Annotated in this window: 16 protein-coding genes; 6 read left to right on the forward strand and 10 right to left on the reverse strand. The window is 47.0% G+C overall.

What is annotated here, in order from left to right:
* Positions 1-56: 56 nt before the first annotated feature.
* The 7 genes from QUW60_RS02250 to QUW60_RS02280 all read right to left on the reverse strand — a co-directional run bounded on the left by QUW60_RS02250 (position 57) and on the right by QUW60_RS02280 (position 10856).
* On the reverse strand, positions 57-1559 hold the full coding sequence (locus tag QUW60_RS02250) for an MBOAT family O-acyltransferase (RefSeq protein ID WP_258338476.1): 1503 nt from the start codon (positions 1557-1559) through the stop codon (positions 57-59).
* Positions 1525-2496 carry an SGNH/GDSL hydrolase family protein gene (locus QUW60_RS02255; RefSeq protein WP_289558288.1) on the reverse strand — a complete coding sequence of 324 codons (972 nt, stop codon included), beginning with the start codon at positions 2494-2496 and terminating at the stop codon, positions 1525-1527. The genes QUW60_RS02250 and QUW60_RS02255 overlap by 35 nt, the downstream gene beginning before the upstream one ends.
* On the reverse strand, positions 2483-3829 hold the full coding sequence (locus QUW60_RS02260; RefSeq protein WP_289558289.1) for an SGNH/GDSL hydrolase family protein: 1347 nt from the start codon (positions 3827-3829) through the stop codon (positions 2483-2485). Before QUW60_RS02260 ends, QUW60_RS02255 begins: the two co-directional genes overlap by 14 nt.
* 148 nt (positions 3830-3977) lie before the next feature.
* Positions 3978-4745, reverse strand: coding sequence for an acyl-ACP--UDP-N-acetylglucosamine O-acyltransferase (lpxA, locus tag QUW60_RS02265; RefSeq protein ID WP_289558314.1), 768 nt, complete (start codon positions 4743-4745; stop codon positions 3978-3980).
* A gap of 28 nt (positions 4746-4773) precedes the next feature.
* Positions 4774-6159 carry an efflux transporter outer membrane subunit gene (locus tag QUW60_RS02270; protein WP_258338473.1) on the reverse strand — a complete coding sequence of 462 codons (1386 nt, stop codon included), beginning with the start codon at positions 6157-6159 and terminating at the stop codon, positions 4774-4776.
* Between the two features lie 14 nt (positions 6160-6173).
* Positions 6174-9602, reverse strand: coding sequence for an efflux RND transporter permease subunit (locus QUW60_RS02275; RefSeq protein WP_258338472.1), 3429 nt, complete (start codon positions 9600-9602; stop codon positions 6174-6176).
* Between the two features lie 45 nt (positions 9603-9647).
* Positions 9648-10856 carry an efflux RND transporter periplasmic adaptor subunit gene (locus QUW60_RS02280; RefSeq protein ID WP_375337981.1) on the reverse strand — a complete coding sequence of 403 codons (1209 nt, stop codon included), beginning with the start codon at positions 10854-10856 and terminating at the stop codon, positions 9648-9650.
* A 294-nt stretch (positions 10857-11150) separates the two neighbouring features.
* On the opposite strand from QUW60_RS02280, the gene QUW60_RS02285 reads away from it, so the two are divergent.
* From QUW60_RS02285 to QUW60_RS02310, 6 genes are all read left to right on the forward strand, one after another.
* Complete coding sequence (locus QUW60_RS02285) at positions 11151-13439, forward strand: NADP-dependent malic enzyme (RefSeq protein WP_289558290.1); 2289 nt, start codon at positions 11151-11153, stop codon at positions 13437-13439.
* A gap of 121 nt (positions 13440-13560) precedes the next feature.
* A complete protein-coding gene (locus tag QUW60_RS02290) occupies positions 13561-13740 on the forward strand; it encodes a hypothetical protein (RefSeq protein WP_258338469.1) in 180 nt (59 codons plus the stop codon).
* A 177-nt stretch (positions 13741-13917) separates the two neighbouring features.
* The gene (locus tag QUW60_RS02295; protein ID WP_258338468.1) at positions 13918-15252 is read left to right on the forward strand and encodes an NADP-specific glutamate dehydrogenase; all 1335 of its coding nucleotides are present in this window, start codon (positions 13918-13920) and stop codon (positions 15250-15252) included.
* Between the two features lie 132 nt (positions 15253-15384).
* Entirely contained in the window at positions 15385-16284 is a 900-nt protein-coding gene (locus QUW60_RS02300) for an Rpn family recombination-promoting nuclease/putative transposase (RefSeq protein WP_289558291.1), read from the forward strand.
* A gap of 249 nt (positions 16285-16533) precedes the next feature.
* Positions 16534-17691 (forward strand): PCMD domain-containing protein, encoded by a 1158-nt coding sequence (locus tag QUW60_RS02305; protein WP_289558292.1) that lies wholly within the window; start codon positions 16534-16536, stop codon positions 17689-17691.
* 16 nt (positions 17692-17707) lie between these two features.
* Positions 17708-18514, forward strand: coding sequence for a porin family protein (locus tag QUW60_RS02310; RefSeq protein WP_289558293.1), 807 nt, complete (start codon positions 17708-17710; stop codon positions 18512-18514).
* Between the two features lie 548 nt (positions 18515-19062).
* Here QUW60_RS02310 and QUW60_RS02315 read toward each other — a convergent pair.
* The 3 genes from QUW60_RS02315 to QUW60_RS02325 form a co-directional block, all read right to left on the reverse strand.
* The gene (locus QUW60_RS02315; protein WP_289558294.1) at positions 19063-20661 is read right to left on the reverse strand and encodes a PCMD domain-containing protein; all 1599 of its coding nucleotides are present in this window, start codon (positions 20659-20661) and stop codon (positions 19063-19065) included.
* A gap of 231 nt (positions 20662-20892) precedes the next feature.
* A complete protein-coding gene (locus QUW60_RS02320; RefSeq protein ID WP_289558295.1) occupies positions 20893-22536 on the reverse strand; it encodes a PCMD domain-containing protein in 1644 nt (547 codons plus the stop codon).
* 8 nt (positions 22537-22544) lie between these two features.
* Entirely contained in the window at positions 22545-23402 is an 858-nt protein-coding gene (locus tag QUW60_RS02325; RefSeq protein ID WP_289558296.1) for a hypothetical protein, read from the reverse strand.
* Between the last annotated feature and the right edge of the window lie 4 nt (positions 23403-23406).

The raw sequence follows: 23406 nt of genomic DNA on the forward strand, positions 1-23406 counted from the left end.
AGTACAATTATTCGCGCTTATCTCCTAATTTTTTCACAAAAATATTTTTTCCTGCGTCAGAACTGGAAATAAATGAAAGGCTGGATGTCACTGCTTTTCACCTGAATAACAAGATAAATCAAGGCAACCAGCACCAAAGCCTGTGCCAAAAGAGGCAGGCGGGTCATTCCACGTCCGCACGCATTCTGCCAACTGTCAGGACACCAGTGCAGCGCAAAGCCCACTCCCATCAGCACAAAAACCTGCCAATATCCGGCGACAAGCTGCATGAAGAGCTCAGGATGGAACGCCGTAAAAATCTGACGTATCATCACGGTAGATGCCTCAAATGTGGAATTGCGGAAAAAAATCCAGCAGAAACACACGAAATGAAACGTAATAACTACGGCAAAAAAACGCCGGAGCCCCGAACTGCGGTAGTTTTTCGGACGTCCCAATACACTGCGGAAATATTTGTGTACAGCCAAAGCAGCCCCATGAAGACCTCCCCATACAATGAAATTCCACGACGCGCCGTGCCACAGACCGCCCAGCAGCATGGTCAGCATCAAATTGACATAAGTGCGGATTTTTCCTTTCCGGTTCCCTCCCAATGAAATATACAGGTAGTCCCTCAGCCAGGTAGAAAGTGATATATGCCAGCGGTGCCAGAAATCGGTCACGCTTTCAGCCTTGTAGGGGGAGTTGAAGTTCAGAGGAAAATGAAAGCCCAACAGCAACGCCAGACCGATAGCCATATCACTGTAGCCGGAAAAGTCGCAATAAATCTGAAGGGCATAGCCATAAACGCCGAAAAGGTTCTCCAGACCCGAATAAAGTCCCGGATTGTCAAAAATGCGTTCCACAAAATTGATGCTGATATAGTCAGAAATAACAGCCTTCTTGAACAATCCGCTCACAATGAAAAAGATTCCCTGCCCGAACATCTCAGAAGAAACAAACAGCGGACGGCGAATCTGAGGAACAAAATCACGGGCACGGACAATCGGCCCTGCCACCAGCTGCGGGAAAAATGACACATAGAACGCATAGTCCAGCAGACTGGAGAGAGGCTTCAGCTCCCTGCGGTATACATCAAGCGTATAACTCAACGACTGAAAAGTGAAGAACGAAATCCCCACAGGCAGGAAAATGTCAAGAGGGGTGAAAGTTCCGTTCCAGAGAGGAGCCAGCATCTCATAGAAAAAGTTCGTATACTTGAAATAGCAGAGCAGCCCGAGATTGATGCACAGGCTGGTGACGACAAGCAGCTTGCGCTTCCAGGGAGTTTCCGTACGCTCCATACGGTGCGCAAGCAGAAAGTCAGACACCGTAACGATGCCCAGCAGATAAAAATAAACTCCGCTGCTCTTATAATAGAAATAATAAGAAAACAACGTCACAAACAGCAGGCGTGCCGTCGTTTTATGACGCAACAGCACATAAACCAGGCTGAATCCTAAAAAAAGGAAAAGGAAAAGTCCGCTGTTAAATATCATCGGCTGGTGCGGATCATACGTAAGCACGCCGGCCACCTTGCTCCAGTCAATGCCCATCTCCTCCCAATTGAGTTTCCACATAATCGTTATACGCTTTTATAATTGCTTCATGTAATAATAATCCCTGCAGCCTATAGCCGTCGGCCGTAAAATGAATTTTATCCCGCTGGTAATAATGGCCGGCATTCCAATTCCGGCAGGCGAAGCTTTTTCCGCCAACAATGTCATAAAGGTCCCAGATGGCAAGTCCGTGAGAAGCAGCGTACTCCTTCTGCGTCTGCACAACCAGAGAAGTGCGGGGATTGACCATCCGCGGCCCGCGGCGACCGTTCCTGACATAAGCTCCCGGAGGAGTGGTAAGCAAAAACGCCGCATCCGGACATTCCCGACGAATCTGCGACAGCAATGAATCCATGCTTGCCCGGTGCTCAGACGGAGAATAACGCCGCCCATGAGCTTCGTTCGTTCCGAAAGAGAGGATGACCAGATCCGGATGAAGGCCTGCAACCTCACGGATGTTTCCGGGAGTGGAGAAGGTAGAACAGGTGCTGCCGTTCACTCCCAGGATATGATAGACAATGCCGGGAGCCCCGGTTTCATGCGCCAGACCCGAAGTACCGTAAGTCACTTTCATGTCAAGCACAGCATCTCCTCCGAAATCTTCCTCCAGAAGCTTGCGTACGACATAGGGATAAATGTGACCGCGCACATGGGAATCGCCGATATGCACAATGCGTACCGGGGCATTCATTTGCGAAATCTTCTTCCACAACGGAAACAGTTCTTTCTTCGGATCAGAAATCCGGTTTTCAAGCGTTTCCCTGAATGCTGAAGGCATCGAGCCGGCAACCGGAATATATTTCATCAGCCGCTGCATCGCAAAACTTCCGTATACCGGACCCGAATTGCGGTCACGCGGAGGAAGCTGAGGCAACGAGTCTTGCGCCTGCAACGAAGGGCATACGCACATCAGGCACGCCAGCAGACAAGCAATGCATATCCTCCTATTCCGCTTCATAGGCCTTACGCTTTTCATATTGCTCCATTCCATACATCAACGTTTCGAACAAGATGCCTGCCAGGTGTTTGCCTCCATGGAAATTGATGTGGGTATAATCATAATTCGCCATTGCGGGCTTGCTTTCAACCATTCTGACCATGCTTCCTTCGCCCCCCATCGCATCATACATATTCCAGAACGCCACTTTGGTTTCTGCCGCCAGTAATTGCTGGTAGCGGATAAGGCTTTTCACCTCAGGCATTGTACGCAAATTGCCGTTTTCATCCTTCGATTCCCGATCTCCTACTCCCACAATCAAAACAGAAGCTTGTGGAAACGCCTGCTTCAGGTAGTTGACCACCCGTGTCATGGCATCCTTATAATAAGCATAATTCGTCAGTCCTCCGGAAGCCACGTTCAAACCGTATTGGAGAACGATCAGGTCGTATGTCCTCAAGGAGGCATATTGCCTCAACAACGGAGCAGGAATGCCTCCCAACTGCTGGCCGCTGCTTCCCCGCGTGCTGAAGTTATCGAGAATGATGCCTTCTGAAGGATCCATCGTAACCGCATAGAAAACAGGTATCGAATCAAAACGCTCCACTGTCCAGCGCACAGTACCGATGCGCCCGTTTACCGACAGCTTACGCAATCCTTCTTGGCCAGCGACACGGAAACGCTGGGGTTCCGCCCCGTTTACCGAGACGGCAATGCAAATGGAATCGGAAGCGACAAAATAGCAGGACGAAACGGATGAAGTATCTCCTTTCAATTCAACAAAAGCTCCGGGAGAAGGTATAAAATAATGGTTTGACAGATCCTGCAACGAACGGTCGAACCGGACAGAATCTGTGATCGAATGGCTGCCCCAACCGCCAAAAGACTGGCGGACGCTTCGGCGGAACCCGGCAATTCGGGTTGTTACAGGGACATAGCCAACTCCGCTTCCTCCGAAACGTTTTTGAAGCATTTTCCTCAGGTCACCGGTCAGAATATCCGCTTCGATAAAAGAATCGCCGAAATAAGCAATACGGACAGGCCTGCCCAAAGTCTGCCTGCCGGCAAGCGCTTCATAAAAATGAGCCATACCATGCCCCGTTGAGTCTGCATAGTCTTCTATGCACACCATGCCATCCTTGCAGGTATCCACAAAAGCCGGCTTGACCGGAGGAGGAAGCGGCAAGGTATCCGAATCAGCGGGCAATACCTTGTCGACGCGAATGTCAGAAAGCAAGTCTACCTTACGCAAAGGCTTCCCTCCCACCGACATGGGAGGAAGAAAATGAAGGACAAACAATCCCGACACAACCAGCAATGCCAGCAAAAATGTGGCAAGCAACTTATTTTTCATGACAAATCCATTCTATAAAAGCGCTGCAAAGATAGAGTAAATTTGGAAAGAAAGCATGAAGCAAACCGTTTTTTCGCAAAAAGAAAGGTTGCTTCCGGAAAAGCTCTCCGAAAGCAACCTTCAATATCAATTCAGTGCCGACAACCTGTCAACGGATAATCCCTAATTTCGAACTTTCTACAAATTCAATGATATGGTTGATTTCCTTGCTGTTGGGCACTTGCTCACGGATACGGATCAGCGCATCGTGCTGCGACGTATTCGCCTTGTAAAGAATGCGGTAAGCCTGCGCGATATGCTTGATCAAAGTTTCCGAGAAACCGGCACGCTCCAGCACAATCGTATTGATGCTGTAAAATTCAATCGGCTCGTGCGCAGCTACAATGTAAGGAGGAATATCCCTCACGAAACGGCAGCCGCCCTGAACCACTGAATAAGTGCCCAGGCGGGTGTTTCCCTGCATCAGCACATTCGACGTAAGAATCGAATAGTCTTCAATGATGCAATTGCCGGAAACTTGCGATCCGTTTCCGATGATGCAGCTATTACCTACTTGCACGTCATGCGACAAGCGCGCTCCGGTCATGATAAAGTTTCCGTTACCGACCACCGTATCATGCCCTTTATGCGTACCACGGATTATCACTGCGTTCTCTCGAATCACATTGTTGTTTCCTACATACGCGCAAGTGTCCTCACCCGTATAAGTGAAATCTTGCGGAACGGCAGCTACCACCGCACCCTGATAAACGGTATTTCCGTTTCCCATACGCGCTCCGCTCATCAGGCTGGCATAAGGCATGATCACATTGTCGTCGCCTATCTCAACATTCTTGTCGATATAGGCAAACGGATGAACGGTGACGTTTTTTCCGATCTTTGCAGACGGATCAACATAAGCTAAAGGGCTAATCATAGTCATACACAATTATTTTAAGGTTAAATTAATTTCTACCGCCGCCCAATGCACTGTACAAGGAAACCACGGCCTGTATACGCTGCATATTGTCTGAAACTTCAGTCAACTGGGCACTCAGCAGACTTTGCTGTGCTGTCAGAATCTCCAGGTAAGTAGCATCACCGCTCTGGAACAAAGCCTTCGTATAAGTCACTGCCTTATCCAGCTGATCTACCTGCTGGCGATCCTGCTCCAGCTTCTTGTCTTGCGTATCATACAGACGCAAAGCGTTGCTCACTTCCTGTCCAGCTTCCAGAATTGTCTGCTGGTAGTTCATCTGCGCAATCTTCTCTTCAGCCTTCGACACCTTCAAATTAGCAATAAGCTGTCCGCGATTGAAGATAGGCTGCGCCAGCGAAGCCACAGCACTTAATATAGCCTTTCCGGGATTGACAATCGAACTTCCGGCACTGTTGGTCCATCCGGCCGTACCGCTGATTGTAATGCTCGGATAAAAAGCAGAACGTGCCTGATTTGTAGTATAATAAGCGCTTGCCAGAGTCATTTCGGCAACTTTCACATCCGGACGGTTTTCCAGCAACTGCAAGGGAACTCCTACCATGAGTTCATCCGGCATTACCTGTTCCTCCAGTGTGCTTCGGTCAATCTGCTGGGGAGTCTTTGCCAGCAAGATACAAAGCGAATTTTCAGTTTCGCGCACCTGACGCTGCAAGTCCAGCAAAGAAGCCTGCACCTGATGATAAGCAGCGCGAATCTGTGCTACTCCTGCTTCGGTAGTCATGCCGGCAATCTTCATCGCTTCCATCGTACGTACATTCTCCTTGTATATAGCTACCGTTTCAGAAGTGATCTGCACTTGACGGTCAAGCATCAGCAGCGAGTAGTATGTATTGGCAATGCCGCAAATAATCTGCGAACGGACAGACTGCTGAGTATACTGGCTCTGCAAATAAGCCGCACGCTGTCCGCGTTTCGCATTCAGCAACTTTCCGAACAGATCGATTTCCCAGCTTGCGGCAACCGGAATCTGATACGTCTGGCTTGGCTTCATCTTGTCAAAACTGCTCAACGTTCCCTGCGGAGCAAAGTTTATGGAAGGCAAATAAGACAGTTTGGCTGCGGTAAGCATCGCTTTCGCCTCTTCCACACGGAGAATGGCGGCCTGCAAATCCACATTGCTGGCAAGTCCTTCCTCTATCAAAGCCTGCAGTTTCGGATCACGGAACACTTCCTTCCACGGAAGATTACCCATATTCGCCGTATCGGTAACAGCCAGCGTGTCCGTTTCTGATACCGGGTCACGATAGATGCCTGAAGCATCTATCGTTTCCGGACGATCATAAGCTCTGTAGATGTGGCAGCTGCTCATCATAGCAGCTACACACATCATTCCTATTATCTGTTTCTTCATTATTGTCTTGTCATTTAGCGTTTATTAGGAGTATACTGTTCTATTTCTGCTTCCACTTCACTTTCGTCCAAGCTATCCCATTCCATCGGTTTAACCTTTTCCTGCAGCCACTGGAATATCACGAACAGCACAGGCACAATGAAAATCTGGAATATCATACCGATCAACATACCACCGATAGCGGATGCACCCAGCGTACGGTTACCATGAGCACCTACGCCAAAGGCAAACATCAACGGAAGCAAACCGATAATCATCGCCAATGATGTCATCAGAATCGGACGCAAACGGGCTGAAGCTCCGAGGACGGCGGCCCACGAAATGCTCATGCCTTGCTTGCGGCGGTCAAGGGCAAACTCTACGATCAAAATCGCATTCTTAGCCAACAGACCCATCAACATGATCAATGCAATCTGCATATAAATATCGTTCGACATGGTTCCCAATATCATCTTCAATGCCGGAATGCTTCCCAAAGCAGAGAAGCCGTTCACAAACAGGAAGCTTCCCAACAGACCGCAAGGTATTGAAAGCAATACGGCCAACGGCAGCAGGTAGCTTTCGTACTGAGCACTCAACAGCAAGTAAACGAACACAAGACACAATACAAAGATAATTCCCGTTGTATTTGTTGTCTGCGCTTCCTCACGCGCCATACCTCCCAATTCGTAACCGAAGCCGGCAGGCAAATCCTGATCTGCAACCTCAGCTATAGCCTGAAGAGCCTGTCCTGAAGAATATCCGGCTGCCGGAGATACCATCACCTGAATAGAAGTATACAGGTTGAAACGGCTGATCACATCCGGACCGTAGATTTTCTTCATCGAAACGAACTGTGAAATTGGAGCCATCTCACCGTCACTTCCGCGCACCTTAATGCTGTTCAACGACTCAAGATTCTTCGTTGCGTCCGGTTCTGCCTGAATCATAACACGGTACATCTTACCGAAGCTGTTGAAGTTGGAAGCGTAGATACCTCCGAAGTAGCCCTGCATCGTCGTCAAAATGTCGCTCGGACTGATACCTGCTTTTTTACAAGCGGCAGCGTCGATATCCATCTGATACTGCGGGAAACTCGGGTTGAAGTTCGTTGATGCAGAATTGATTTCCGGACGCTTCTGCAATGCGGCAATGTAGTCGTTTACAACCTGGAAGAAATGATCCAGGCTACCTCCGGTCTTGTCCTGCATATTCAACTCGATATCGGTCGAAATAGAGTAACCCGGAATCATAGGAGGCGCAAAGAACAATACCTGTGCATCCTTGAACAACTTCTGCGAACGCATAAACAATGATGCAACCACGATGTCAGAACTTTGCTGTGTTGTACGCTCTTCCCAGTCTTTCAACTTGATAATGATAGATCCGTAAGAAGGACCTTGTCCGCTACCGATGAAACTGAATCCGGAAATCACCGTGCGCGACTGAACAGCCGGGTCCGCTGCGATCAAGCTGTCAACTTTAGTCAGCACTTCCTGAGCACGTTCCTGCGAAGTGCCCGGGGGCAAAGTCACAGAACCCATAATCGTACCCGTATCTTCATTCGGAACCATACCGGTAGGCGTAATGCTCATGAATACAACCAAAAGCGCAATCGCCCCGGCAACCAGACCCATTGACAGCCAACGCTTATGGATAAATGCAACGACACGTTTCTTGTATTTTGCCAGCAACGAGTTATACGACTTGTTGAACGAATCCTTGAACTTGTCAGTAGTCATTCCCGCAAAAGCCAGAACACTGATTACAATCATCACAATGCAGAGTACCGGATGTTCGCTAAAGCTGAAGAGCCCGAAAATCATACCCAAAATAGCAATAATCGTAAAGAGGATGACAATCTTCGGATTCATCCACCGGCCAAGAGCATCTGCATATCGGGCTACAAGTATCTTACGCGATTCCTTGTAAGCCGTACCCATACGTTCCTTCAACGTAGCTTCGGAGTTATGCGGTTTCAAGAACAAAGCACACAAAGCCGGAGAAAGTGTCAAAGCGTTCAATGCCGAGAAACCGATGGCAATCGCCATAGTCAAACCGAACTGGCGATAGAAAGTACCCGCCGTACCACTCATGAAACTTACCGGAATGAATACGGACATCATCACCAGCGTAATGGAGACAATGGCACTGCCCAATTCACTCATAGCGTCAATAGAAGCTTCACGAGCCGACTTGTAACCTTGGTCCAACTTGGCATGAACCCCCTCGACGACGACTATGGCATCATCGACGACTATGGCAATGGCAAGCACCATCGCTGACAGAGTCAGCAAGTTGATACTAAATCCGATAAGTGTCAAGGCAAAGAAAGTTGCGATCAATGCAACCGGAATAGCAATCGCCGGAATCAGCGTAGACCGCATATCCTGCAAGAAGATATATACCACGATAAACACAAGGATAAACGCCTCGATCAGCGTTTTTACCACTTCGTGGATAGAAGCGAACAAGAAGTCATTGGCACTCTGCGCAATATTGATACCCAAACCTTCCGGCAGATTCTTCTCGTATTCAGCAAGCACCTTCTCCAGATTCTGAATGGTTTCGGTAGCATTGGTTCCCGCCATCTGGTAAACGATACAAGACACAGCTTTATGACCGTTAACCGTATTGTTGAAGTTGTAGGTCAGACGTCCCAGCTCCATTTCAGCCACGTCCTTCAAACGCAACACTTCACCATTAGAAAGCGACTTGATGACAATATCACCAAATTCTGTTGTGCTCGACAAACGTCCCTTATAACGGATTGTGTATTGGAAAGACTGATTGCCGCGTTCACCGAACTGTCCCGGTGCAGCTTCAACGTTCTGCTCTGCCAAAACACCTGTGATATCGCTTGGCACCAACTTGTATTGCGCCATCACATCCGGCTTCAACCAAATACGCATAGAGTAGTCAGTACCCATCACATTGGCATCACCTACACCGCTTACACGCTTGATTTCCGGAATCAGGTTGATACTTGCGTAGTTTTCGAGGAACTCGATATTGTATTTGTCTTCCTTGTCATACACCGAGAACACCATCAGCATCGAAGTCTGACGCTTCTGGGTTGTCACCCCGACCTGAGTAACTTCGGCAGGCAGCAAACCCTGCGCCTGGGTTACACGGTTCTGTACGTTGACCTGTGCCATATCCGGGTCAGTTCCCTGATTAAAATATACAGTGATACGTGCCGAACCGTTGTTTGTTGCCGTAGACTGCATATACATCATGTTTTCCACACCGTTAATCTGGTCTTCCAGCGGAGAGATAACTGAATTCAGCACAGCCTGCGCATTGGCACCTGTATAAGTCGCACTTACCGAAACGGTAGGCGGCGCAATGTCCGGATACTGGGTAATCGGCAGCGTTGCCAGACCGATAAAGCCCAAGATTACCAACAAGATTGAAATAACGGTTGATAATACCGGACGGTTAATAAATCTATCTAGTTTCATTCTGTTCTATACCTATTATATTATATAAAGATATTTCATATCTGATCAATTAAACGCCGTAGCCAGATTGCCTTCCTTCTGGTCCTTCAAAGCCTGACGGTATTTGGCTTCCTTCTGAGCGGGAGTAATCGGAGTAATCTTCATGCCGTCGTTCAGACGAGTTACACCTTCCACGGCAATCTTGTCGCCCGACTTCAGACCGCCAAGAACGATATAGCTTTTGCCGTCATTCAAATTAGAAATCTGAATTTCGGTATACTTGACCGTACTGTCCGGCTGAAGAACATAAACGAACTTCTTGTCTTGGATTTCAACCGTTGCCGACTGAGGAACCAAAAGCACATTTTCCATTGTGTAAGGGAACACAACATTCGCCATACCGCCGCTTCGGAGCACATTGCTCTTGTTGGGGAAGATAGCGCGCATGCTCACAGAACCAGTAGTCTGATCAATGACACCGCTCACAGCATCAACTTTTCCTTTTTCACTATACATGCTTCCGTCCGCCAGTTCCAACTGCACCGCCGGCATTTTTTCCAACTGCTCTTTCAGTGTACCGCCGGCTTTCGTCAGTGCCAGAAGTTCTTTCTCTGTCAGCGAAAAATAAACATACATATCACCGATCTGAGAAACCGTAGTCAACGGCTCCGCAACAGAGGGGCTGACCAAAGCTCCGATACGATAAGGGAAAGTACCGATTACACCGTCTGAAGGACTCGTCACTGTACAGAAGCCCAGATTCTGCTTGGCAGCCGTATAAGAGGCTTCAGCCTGTGCAAGGCTGGCCTTAGCTGTCAGCAAATTATTGACAGCAGTCTGATACTCAAAATCACTGATGATTTTCTGCTCGTGAAGCATCCGCTTATTAGCTTCTGTTTCTGTTAAAGTTTTCAAATTAGCTTTGGCAGATTCAACTCCAGCCGCAGCCTGATCGAAAGCTGCCTTGTATTGAGTCGGATCAATCTGGAACAAAGCCTGTCCCTTATGTACAGTCGCACCTTCGTCAACACACAACTTCACAATAAAGCCACTCACCTGAGGACGGATCTCAATGTCCTGTAAACCTCTGATAGTAGCCGGGTACCGTTTGGCCTGCTCACTGGAAGTAGACTGTACTTCCTGCACTGCAAACTGGTCGTCACCCATCGTTCCGCCTTGACTTCCGCAAGCGGTTAACATTGATATCCCCACTGCGAACAGGGCTATCCGGCTAAAAGAAAAACTCTTGTTTCTTTTCATTTCCATATTATCCATCTTATAAAAATTAATGTTTTACCTTAAATAAATTAGAAGTTTTTCATATATACACATCTTTTTCAGTCTGCAAATATAGGAAAAAATCGGTGTGGGGAAATCTTAATTAACTAAGAATAACCATAAAACGAAGTTTGTGCGATTTTATCTGACCAACTGGCAAATTTAACCGACCAACAAATTAACAAACACAATCAATTTGCAGAAATTAAATATAAAAAATCTTCTATTTGTCATTTTATTTCTACATTTGCGTGCATTTCATTTTTGAAACTTACCAAATTCATTATAAGTATGACAAAAATTACTAGAGAAGCCGCCCTGCTCTATCACTCGCAGGGCAAACCGGGAAAGATCGAAGTCGTCCCGACCAAGCCTTACCGAACACAAACCGATTTATCATTGGCCTACTCCCCCGGAGTAGCTGAACCTTGCCTGGAGATCCAGAAAAATCAAGAAACTGCATACGACTATACAGACAAAGGGAATCTGGTTGCCGTAATTTCAAACGGTACAGCCGTGCTTGGACTGGGCGATATCGGCGCACTGAGCGGCAAGCCGGTAATGGAAGGTAAAGGGCTGCTTTTCAAAATATATGCCGGCATTGACGTGTTCGACATTGAAGTAAACGAAAAAGACCCGGACAAATTCATTGAGGCGGTCAAAGCCATCGCTCCAACCTTCGGCGGAATCAACCTCGAAGATATCAAGGCCCCCGAATGCTTCAAGATCGAAGAACGTTTGAAAGAAGAACTGGACATCCCGGTAATGCACGATGACCAGCACGGAACCGCAATCATTTCAAGCGCAGGTCTTCTGAATGCGCTCGAAGTGGCAGGGAAAAAGATTGAAGATGTGAAGATTGTCGTAAACGGCGCAGGAGCCTCGGCTGTTTCCTGCACGAAACTTTACATTTCACTTGGTGCCCGCCTGGAAAACATCGTAATGCTCGACAGCAAAGGAGTCATTTCAAAACAGCGCACCGACCTGAACGAACAAAAGAAATACTTCGCAACCGACCGTACAGACATCCATACATTAGCCGAAGCTATCAAGGGTGCAGACGTATTCCTCGGCCTTTCAAAAGGAAACGTACTGTCACAGGATATGGTGCGCAGCATGGCCGAAAATCCGATCGTATTTGCCCTGGCAAACCCGACACCGGAAATCTCCTATGAAGATGCCATGGCTTCCCGTCCGGATGTACTGATGGCTACCGGACGTTCGGATTATCCCAACCAGATCAACAACGTGATCGGATTCCCATACATCTTCAGGGGCGCACTGGACACCCGTGCAACCGCCATCAATGAAGCGATGAAACTGGCTGCTGTACGTGCTATCGCAGGACTTGCCAAGCAACCAGTTCCTGACGTAGTCAATGCGGCCTACCATGTAAACAACCTGACTTTCGGACGCGACTATTTCATACCGAAACCGGTCGACCCGCGCCTGATTACAGAAGTGTCCATGGCTGTAGCCAGAGCTGCAATGGAATCTGGAGTGGCCCGCAAGCAAATCACCGACTGGGATGAATACAGAAACCACTTGAAGGAACTGATGGGACAAGAAAACAAACTGACCCGCCAGTTATATGAAACGGCACGGCGCGACCCGCAACGTGTGGTATTTGCCGAAGGCATTCACCCGAATATGCTGAGAGCCGCCGTATTAGCCAAATCAGAAGGACTCTGCCATCCGATTCTTCTAGGAAATGAAGAACGTATCGAAAAGCTCGCTAAAGAACTAGAGCTGAGTCTGGAAGGAATCGAAATCGTCAATCTCCGCCATGACCGCGAGGCAGAACGCCGCGAACGATATGCACGCATCCTCAGCGAAAAACGCGCCCGTGAAGGAGCAAACTACCAGGAAGCCAACGACAAGATGTTCGAGCGCAACTATTTCGGCATGATGATGGTAGAAACAGGCGAAGCTGACGCCTTCGTAACCGGACTGTATACCAAATATACCAATACAATCAAGGTGGCCAAAGAAGTGATTGGCATTCAGCCGGGCTACAAGCACTTCGGAACCATGCATATCCTCAATTCCAAACAAGGCACTTACTTCATCGCTGATACCTTGATCAACCGCCATCCGGATACTGATGCGCTGATCGACATTGCAAAACTGTCGGCCAAGGCCGTACGCTTCTTCAACCAGGAGCCGATTATGGCCATGCTGTCATACTCCAACTTCGGTTCTGATCAGGAAGGAAGCCCCGCTAAAGTACACGAAGCCGTTGCCTACATGCAGAAAGAATATCCGGAATTGGCAATTGATGGCGAAATGCAAGTGAAATTCGCCCTTAACAATGCGCTGCGTGACGAAAAATATCCGTTCACACGTCTGAAAGGGAAAGATGCCAATACGCTGGTATTCCCGAACCTGACCTCAGCAAACGCAACTTACCAGCTGATTCAGGGAATGAGCGAAACAGAAGTAATCGGACCGATCCAGATGGGACTGAACAAACCGATCCACTTCACCGACATCGAAAGTTCTGTGCGCGATATCGTCAACATCACAGCCATTGCATGTATTGATGCCATCGTAGCAAAAAAACTGAAAGAAAACGAATAAACGCCAATCAGGCTGATTGAATCAGGACACAGAGCCGCAGAGCCACAGAATCTTGACCGCAAACATCTGTGACAATGCGCCTCTGTGTTCGTTTTTTATTACACTTCACCTTTTAAAAACTATGCGAAAACCTCTCAACAATGCACAATGCATCACGCTGACCCTCCTTTGGGCAGCCCTCTGCTTCATCGTACTCACCTCTGCACCGAAAATTGACGGACCGCTGACACTTATGCTCATCATATCCGGGGCACTTGTGTTTATCCCTATCATAAAGTCCATAAAAAGCAGGAACAAATAATCACTTAGGCACAATAAACACAGCAAACAAGTTAAATTGATATTTTTCCATCATTTTTATTTATCAATTGTTGCATAAATCAAAAAAAAGATATACTTTTGGCACATCAAATAACAAACAGCGACTGATTAGAAAAGAAAACTAACCAATAATAAATAACGATAATCTTTTTGACTTATGAATGCAGCTAAAGTATTGGAAGATCTGAAAAGAAGATTTCCGAACGAACCTGAATACCATCAGGCGGTAGAAGAAGTGTTGGGAACAATAGAAGAAGAATACAACAAGCACCCTGAATTCGACAAAGTAAACCTTATCGAGCGTCTGTGCATTCCCGACCGTGTATACCAGTTCCGTGTAACATGGATGGATGACAAAGGCAATATTCAGACCAACATGGGTTACCGTGTACAGCATAACAACGCAATCGGCCCGTACAAAGGCGGTATCCGTTTCCACAGCTCTGTAAATCTGGGTATTCTGAAATTCCTTGCTTTCGAACAGACTTTCAAGAACTCGCTGACCACCCTTCCGATGGGAGGAGGAAAAGGCGGTTCCGACTTCTCTCCGAGAGGCAAATCAAATGCAGAAGTAATGCGTTTCTGCCAGGCTTTCATGCTGGAATTGTGGCGTCATATCGGTCCCGAAACTGATGTACCCGCCGGTGATATAGGCGTAGGCGGACGTGAAGTCGGCTATATGTTTGGCATGTACAAGAAACTGACCCGCGAATTCAGCGGTGTACTGACTGGAAAAGGACGCGAATTCGGAGGCTCTCTGATACGCCCGGAAGCAACCGGATACGGAAACATCTACTTCCTGCTTGAAATGCTGAAAACGCGCAATATAGACATCAAAGGCAAAACCTGCCTGGTATCCGGCTCGGGCAATGTGGCTCAGTACACTGCTGAAAAGCTGATCGAACTGGGAGCAAAAGTTGTTACCATGTCTGATTCCGACGGTTATATCTATGATCCGGACGGCATCGACCGCGAAAAGCTGGACTACATCATGGAACTGAAGAACCTGTATCGCGGACGCATCCGTGAATATGCAGAAAAATACGGCTGCAAGTATGTACCGGGCGCACGCCCCTGGAATGAAAAAGCTGACATCGCGCTTCCGTCTGCAACTCAGAACGAAATAAACGGAGATGATGCAAAAGCACTGGTAGCCAACGGTGTCTTCGCCGTTTCAGAAGGAGCCAACATGCCTTCTACTCCGGAAGCCATCCGTGTATTCCAGGATGCAAAGATTCTTTATGCTCCGGGAAAAGCGGCAAATGCCGGCGGCGTGTCAGTATCAGGTCTGGAAATGACTCAGAACTCAATCAAACTGAGCTGGAGCCAGGAAGAAGTGGATGAAAAACTGAAAAGCATCATGAAGAATATCCACGAAGCCTGCGTGAAGTACGGAACCGAACCCGACGGATACATCAACTACGTGAAGGGCGCCAACGTTGCCGGCTTTATGAAAGTTGCCAACGCAATGATGGCTCAAGGTATCGTATAAGCCCAGATTATTGTTCCGTAATCTAAATCACTCCCGGTTCTGTTTGCAGGCAGAACCGGGATTTTTTGTATATACATTTCCATATCTCATCCATTTACACTATTTTTGCACAAACCTTAATATGAAATAATCATGAGATACCTTGACCCCAAAGCAGACCTGACCTTCAAAAAAGTGTTCGGCGAACACCCCGACCTTATCAAAAGCTTGTTGAATGCCCTTCTTCCCTTTGAAACTCCTGAAGAAGAAATCAACGAGATAGAATATCTTACACCAGAGCTGGCTCCAGAAACGCCTTTAAAGAAAAACAGCATTGTCGATGTGAGATGCCGGGACAAACGCGGACGCCAGTTTATCGTTGAAATGCAGATGTTATGGTCGTCAGCTTTCATGCAAAGGGTACTGTTCAACGCATCCAAGGCTTATGTACGGCAGCTTGACGGCAAAGAAAAATACGAACTCCTCCAACCGGTATATTCGCTCAGCCTGGTAAACGAGGTATTTGCTCCCGACATAGAAGATTTCTACCACGATTATCGCATCGTACAAATACAGCATACGGACAGAATCATCGAAGGCCTGCGCTTTATATTCGTCGAACTGCCCAAATTCACTCCCCATACATACAGTGAAAAGAAAATGTATGTCTTGTGGCTGCGCTATCTAACAGAGATCAACGGAAAAACACGAGAAATACCGCAAGAATTACTGGACAATCCGGAAATCAAGAAAGCTGTGACTCTCCTTGAAGAATCGGCCTTCAGCGATGCCCAACTACTCGGATACGATGATTTTTGGGATGCGGTACGCGTAGAACAAACGCTGGTCAGTGATGCCTTGCAAAAAGGAAAGCAAGAGGGTATACAGGAAGGCATGAAACAAGGCATGAAACAAGGCATACAGGAAGGTATGAAACAAGGAGAACGAAATAAAGAAGTACAAATAGCGAAAAAACTCAAGGCGATGGGCATGGAAACAACACTCATCATACAGGCTACAGGACTTACAGCCGATGAAATAGCTGCGCTATGAAACAGAAATGCCCTACATCTGGCTGACACAGCCGATGCAGGGCACCGGCCATTATCAGCTCTGACACCTCTACAGGCAAGCGCGATATCTCCAGTGAACACACGGCCAGCCTTCCATACAAAACTTTCAGTAACAGCACCGTATTTCAGCAACAGCAAAAAACAAAAATATCAGGCCAAAAGCTCCCATTTACAAATATTTTCCGTAATTTTGCCCTACTAATTTATTAATTACCAAGCGATAATAAACATGAAAGTAAAAAATCTATTATTAGGGCTGTTTGCAAGCTGTGCCATTACTTCCTGCATACAGGACGAAGCACCTAATGTGGAAGCGGCCATCGACGGATGTGAAGGTGAAAACATCCTGCTGACCAACATTTCGCACAACACAAAAGAAATCGAAGTCTATATGGCAGATATGGACATGTCAAAGCAAACGCTGGTCTTTACGCTGGCAGACAAGGCTACCATACAGTTGGACGATCCGGAAACGAACGATACACAGCCTGCGCTTCAGAAAGACACCACATGGACCTGCCAATGCGACTTCTCGCAAAATAAACAGCGACACTTCACGGTAAAGTCGGAAAGTGGAAGCAACCAGGCAACTTATACGCTGAGCATCAACACAATCGAATTGTCGAACTATACAAAATACTCATTCGAGGAACTGAAAGAAACGACACCCTACCACGTTCTGTACCTGACTACCGAATCGGGAATCATGCAATGGGCCAGCGGAAATCCCGGATTTGAAATAAGCGGAATGGCTCAAGATGCAGAAGATTATCCTACGGCACAGAGTTCGGACGGATATAGCGGCAAATGTGTAAAACTGACCACAAGAGATACAGGAAACTTCGGGAAGCCCATTGGAATGCCTATCGCGGCAGGAAATCTGTTCATTGGATCTTTCGATGTGCAAAACGCTATACAGCATCCGCTGCAAGCCACTCTCTTCGGCTTCCCATTCACAAAAAAACCGGTCCGGATGACAGGATACTACAAGTATAAAGCCGGAGAAACATTCATGAATGAAAACAAAGAAGAAGTGCCGGGAATCTCTGATATGGGCGACATCTATGCAGCATTATATGAATCCTTTACAGGCGACTACTCCTTGAACGGCGACCTGTTCCCTCAGGACGGACCTATAGACGGACACATCGTATCACTGGCCAGAATCGGACAAGACGGAAACCCGACGATGGCCGAAACAGACCAATGGACACGCTTCGAACTCAGTTTCGAGCCGCAGAATGGCAAGACTATTGATGAGGAAAGACTGAGAAACGGGGAATACAAGCTGGCCATCGTATTCACTTCAAGCATCGAAGGAGCTTATTTCCGCGGAGCCGTAGGAAGCGAACTGTACGTTGACGAAGTAGAAATTGTATGCGAATAATTAAAAACAGAAAAACATGAATAGCAGAAACATACTGATTGCCCTTATAGCTGCTTTCGTCCTGAATGCAGAAAGCTTGTACGCACAATCATCAGACTATAAAGCCAACAGAGAACACAAAGGATTGATCTGGTCTGCACTCCACGGATTGGACTACGAATTCAAGGCAGGGGTCAACATCGGAGGAACTTCGCCGCTTCCTCTGCCCCAAGAAATCAGAAGCATCGAAAGCTACAAACCCGGACTGGGTATCGCTCTCGAAGGAAACGCCACCAAATGGCTGGGCAAAGAACAGAAATGGGGAGTCAGCGTAGGCCTCCGGCTCGAAGGAAAAACAATGACAACCGAAGCTTCTGTAAAAAACTACGGAATGGAAATCTTTAATGAAGTAGGAGGAAAAATACAGGGAATATGGACCGGAGAGGTACGCACCAAAGTCAGAACTTCCTATCTTACGGTTCCGATTCTGGCAAATCTCAAAATCGGAAACAGATGGAAAGTTTCTGCCGGACCTTATCTCTCTTACATGATGGAGGGGGATTTCTCAGGAAACGTATACGAAGGACATCTGCGCACACCGGACGCAACGGGAAGCCGTGTCAACTTCTCCGGAGAGAGCATCGCCACCTACGACTTCTCAAACGAGCTCCGCCGATTCCAATGGGGACTTCAGGCGGGGGGAACATGGAAGGCCTACAAGCATCTGAATGTCCATGCAGACCTGACATGGGGACTGAACGACATCTTCCAAAAAGATTTCAAGACCATCTCGTTTGCCATGTATCCCATTTATCTGAATTTCGGCTTCGGATACGAATTTTAAACAAGAGCTGACTACAGAAAAGTGCGGAGCCGCAGAATGACATCAATTTTCTGCGGCTCCGCATTTTATCTGATACGCAGTTACCATGTCACAATTTTCCCGAATTTGCTCCGGTCAAGCGTGGCGGAAGTTATGCCCAAGGCCGTGAGCACACGGCTCAGCGCCGTGATATAGCTAAAGCCCTCTCGTTTCCCAGAAGAGAAATCTGCGCGGGCTGCACACCAATCCTTGGCTGCTTCTGAGTGGATGCTGCAACAGCCTTGCCTTGCGGACTCTTTCGCCCCAAAAGAAGGACTCAGCCTTTTCTTTCCACTCGCAGAAAGAACTACATCTCTAGGCTAGAGATACACATCTCCAGTCTAAAGACATATATCTCCAGCTTGAAGATATGTATCTCCAAACTGAAGACAAACTTTTATACGCAATCTCCGGCATTATTCTTTCGCATAGATTTGCCGGATAATTCGAACTGGGAAAATAAAAAGCTGCTCCTGATTATATGTCAGAAACAGCTTTTCAATTATAATATAGAATGATTGGTTTTATTATTATTCACCAATTACTTCGAGTTCGTCTACCCAAAGAGTACTGTTTGCTGCACCCTTGAATTCACTACCATTTACACTTGACTGACAAACAATTGCCAACTTATATTGCTTATCTGAGGAATATTCAGCATCACCTACTGGTTCAAAAGAAATTTCAAAATTAACCCACTCACCATTGGTATCAGCAACACCTGCGTCACCCCCAACTTGAGCCAACAACACACGATTTGAAGCTGTTTTCAAGTTAGTACCATCAAGCGTTTCATCAGCAGAAGCTTCGTATAATACAGCTAATATCAGACCTCTATCTTCTCCTTCCTGGTTTTCAAGCGCAGGCTCCTGAGATCCGTCAATATAATTATCGCCCTTAGCATACTTATAAACACCTTTAAAGGTCAAAGGTTTCTTATCATAAGAGATTCCAAACTTTGTCATCGTCAACTGTTTAGCAGCCTCTGTTTGCATAGAAAACTCAAAAGTACCTGTATATAAAGAAGCAGGAGTTATAGCAGGAATACTACCGGGAATGAACTCTAACAGATCATTCGTATACAACGTCTGAAGTTTTACAGCACTTCCACTATAACCGTTCTCTTCCTTTGTCATAGCATAATCGCCTTCATATTTTCCTCCAAAAGGAGTCTTCAAAGCTGCAACACCTTCATTTGCACTTGCCAGTTCGTCCAAGGGCAATGGAGAATCCCAAGAAGCACTTTGGGTATCAACAAGTCCCGTAGAAGTTCCGTTCTTCGTGCCCCATTCATCAAACGAATATTTCCAAGAAGAAAGTTTAGAAGGAACATTTACTGTATACTCAGCAACTGTTTTTCCATCCTCAGAAACAACGGTGTAAGTTATGTCATCAGAAAAGTCAGTAGCCACACCACCTGCAGGAGAAAGAGTAGCACCGTCTGAAACTGTTATAGTCGGAACAAGCGCAGTCACATCAGCATCTTCAGAAACCCCGAAAGTAATAGTATTATCCTCATTGATAACAGGCTGAGAAATTACGACAGAATTAGCATCTACGGAACTGTCAAATGTAAAAGAAGTTATCTGGGCTTCTGTTTTTTCTGTTCCTTTCAGCTTAACACCTTTATAAACAACATTTACATCAATGCCACCGTTCCATACAATAGCCAATTCTACAACCACACTGTCTCCGAAAAGGGTAACATCAGAAGTAACAGGGCAAGTCCCTACCAACGGATTAGAAAATGTCATTTCCTCTTCACGATGGAAAGTATAGGTCGTATTATCTTCAGACGACAACTGGCAATCAGCCAATGTCACGTCACCTAATTCAATAGCCCCAGCAAAAGTAAAATTACTTATAACCAAATCTATAGAATCATTTCCGGCCTTCGAAATTGTAATATTCTGATACATAAGCGGAGTAGAAGCCCCTCCAACACTTACATCCAAAGTTCCTTTATATTCCCCAACAAAATTATCAGCTACAGATACAGAATCTTCCCCTGTTCCTGTACCTCCCCCCGGATTTGGGTCTTCATTCAAGCCATCATCGTCGCTGCAAGAAGCAAACATCGTTACGGCAAACAGAGCCGCAAAAAAATAATAAAATACATTCTTTTTCATCTGTTCTTTATTAATTGATTAATCGGCTGCAAAATAAGGACAAAGAAACAAATAACACAAGGTCTATTTCTTTTATTATTTGTCTGTTTTTCATTTTTTGCTAAAAAGCATGCTAGTAATCAAATGAAACGATGTTCAATCTTTAAGAAATACGTTCTGTTTTTCATCTGCAATTCCATGAGCGACAAATATCCCCGCCATAACCGCTCGGCCATGGCGGGAATACTTTATTTAATCATAATCATACTCCAGACTGAAATCATCCAGCCACAACGTCGCTCCCGGACCTCCGGTGAAATAGTCACCATACTTGCTTGCCGAGCAGACAATAAGCAAAGCAGTCGGACGGCGGTTGGTAGCACGGTAGTCAAGCTCCACACTGAATTCTCTGTAATCCGAAACATTCTCACCGCACACCATCTCACCGTAAGCGATGATATGCGAATCATTCTTGTCGAAATATGTGCCGTTATTGTTAGCGTTGTCCGTCAGAATCTCAACTGCCGTAAACTGTCCCGTTTCTGAATTGGCTGACGAAAGCTCCCAGTCGCCTAAAGCCACCCATACGATACAGCTGTCGGGCCTTGACTCAAGATACTCAAATCCGGCATTGATTTTGGTTATCGGTGCAGTCTGATACTTGAAATATCCTTTGAGCCGCGTCGGATAGGAAGTAAAGCCACGTCCGAATCCCAAACGGCCGTTCATGCCCACCGTTTCTTTATACTCGCCGATAAACAAGTTTCCGGCAGCAAGCACACCGACTACAGTTGCCGACTTCAGTTGGGCGGCAGTCGTCCCCCGGCTTCCCGGACGCGGATCGCTTACGGGAGTGGTTACATTATCCTTGTCGCTCAGCGTAGTGCTTCCATGGTTGCCCGTATCCCAGAAAGGAGATCCGCCCTCTGCCCACGGACAAATCGACTTGCCGTTACGTCCGGCATTATAGACCCAATCCTCAAAGTCCATGTTAGGAACTGTTTCAACGTCAACGGTAGAGAACTCAACCGCATCGGCATACTCTTCACCGGAATAGGCCCTGCACTCATAGGTGGCATTCGCATCCAGATGAGGAACACGGGCACGGAACTCGCCGCCATCGACTGTCAGATACTCCTGCGGCACACGGATCCATTCCGCTGCACCCACTTCCCGGTATTCAAAACCGCAGTCGGCACCGGCAACTCCCGTTCCGTACATCCAGCCCACATTCACCCATCCGTCAGCCGATTCAGTTATCACGTTTGTGGAACTGTTATACACCCTGACCCTCCAGATCTGGTCCACAAACCCTCCGTAAGTCACCCGGACCGATGCTTCCGCATAGTTCGTATACAGCGTCCACTTCAATGTCGGGACCGAAGTCACTTCACCGTTCATAGCCGAACCTTCCGGCCCAAGCTTCAACGCAAACAAGCTGAATTCAGAAAGGTCAGCGTCTTTCCTTATCAATGCCCTTGCCACCAGGTTCACTTCATCAAAAGTAGCGTTTCCGACCTGATTCTCCACCTGAAAAGTCCGCTCAACCGGCTGGCTGCGGACAACAGTCCACTCATAATCCTGATACAAAGACAACGTCACTTTGTAAGGAGAAGACAGATTGATTTCCTGCCCCACAGACAACGTGGAAGAAGCTTTATCCGTACAGGTGAATTCGGTCACCTTCAGACTGGAAGGATTCACCGTTTCGCCCAAAGTCAGCGTCACCGTCCTGTCATCCTCAGAAATGACAGCGTTCCCGATCTGTCCCTCAACCTGCATAGACACGATTGAAAGCGGAACTTTGGCATAGGGTATATCATTCTTTATGCATCCGGAAAACAAGACGGCAGCCGCCAGTCCGCAGACACATTTCACTAAAGACCGTTTCTTCATATATCCGATTACAAACATAAAGTCAAGCCAATATTGATATTAAGGATATTAATTTTAAAATCAGCGCCGCTGGTATGACGCTTCCCTTCCACTCCAGCCTGATCACGCTGCTTTTCAGAACGGAATTTCAATCCAGCCACACCGAAAGACATCTCAGCGCACAGGTTCTTGGTAATGAACACAGCCACACCCGGATTAATGCCCAGGCGGATTTCATTGATAGTAGTTTCGGTGCGTTTCATATCAGCATCAGCCCCATCCGAATAGACAGATGTCCCGTGCCTGTAAGTAAGCTCCGTTTCGTTAAACAGTCCGAATATTCCGTTTTCGTCAAGACCTATATAAGAACGCATGAATGCGCCTGCCGAATACAAGTCTTCACTGTATTTCAGGTTTCCGAACGAAAAGTGGTAGTCCGTACCAAGATTCAGTTCTACGTTGCCAAGCCCTGCGTCAAGGTGATGATAGCCCAGCTTCATCCCCAGCACCAGGTTGTCTTTCAATGCATATCCCACGAACGGATTCACAGACTTTACGGAGAAATTGGCGTTCAAATCGCCGACTATGGAATAAAGCATGGTGCTTTCGTCACTGTCATAGTTTACAAACGAAAAAGTCAGGCCTCCCAGCCACTTCCCCTTTTCAACAAAACGGTAGTTACGGATTCCACGGTCATAGCGTCCGATAGGCTTGATGCGTATCAGGCTGTTTGACTCGACAATCACATTCTTCTTCGGCTGCATCGGTTCCTTAGTCCGCTCCACATACACCGTATCATGAATTACAATCGTATCACGATGCTGGGCCGACACATCAAACGCGCCAAAGCCCAGAAACAGCACAACAAACAGTATAATATATTTCATACAA

It is taken from the genome of Bacteroides gallinaceum, assembly GCF_030373775.1.
Classification (GTDB): domain Bacteria; phylum Bacteroidota; class Bacteroidia; order Bacteroidales; family Bacteroidaceae; genus Phocaeicola; species Phocaeicola excrementipullorum.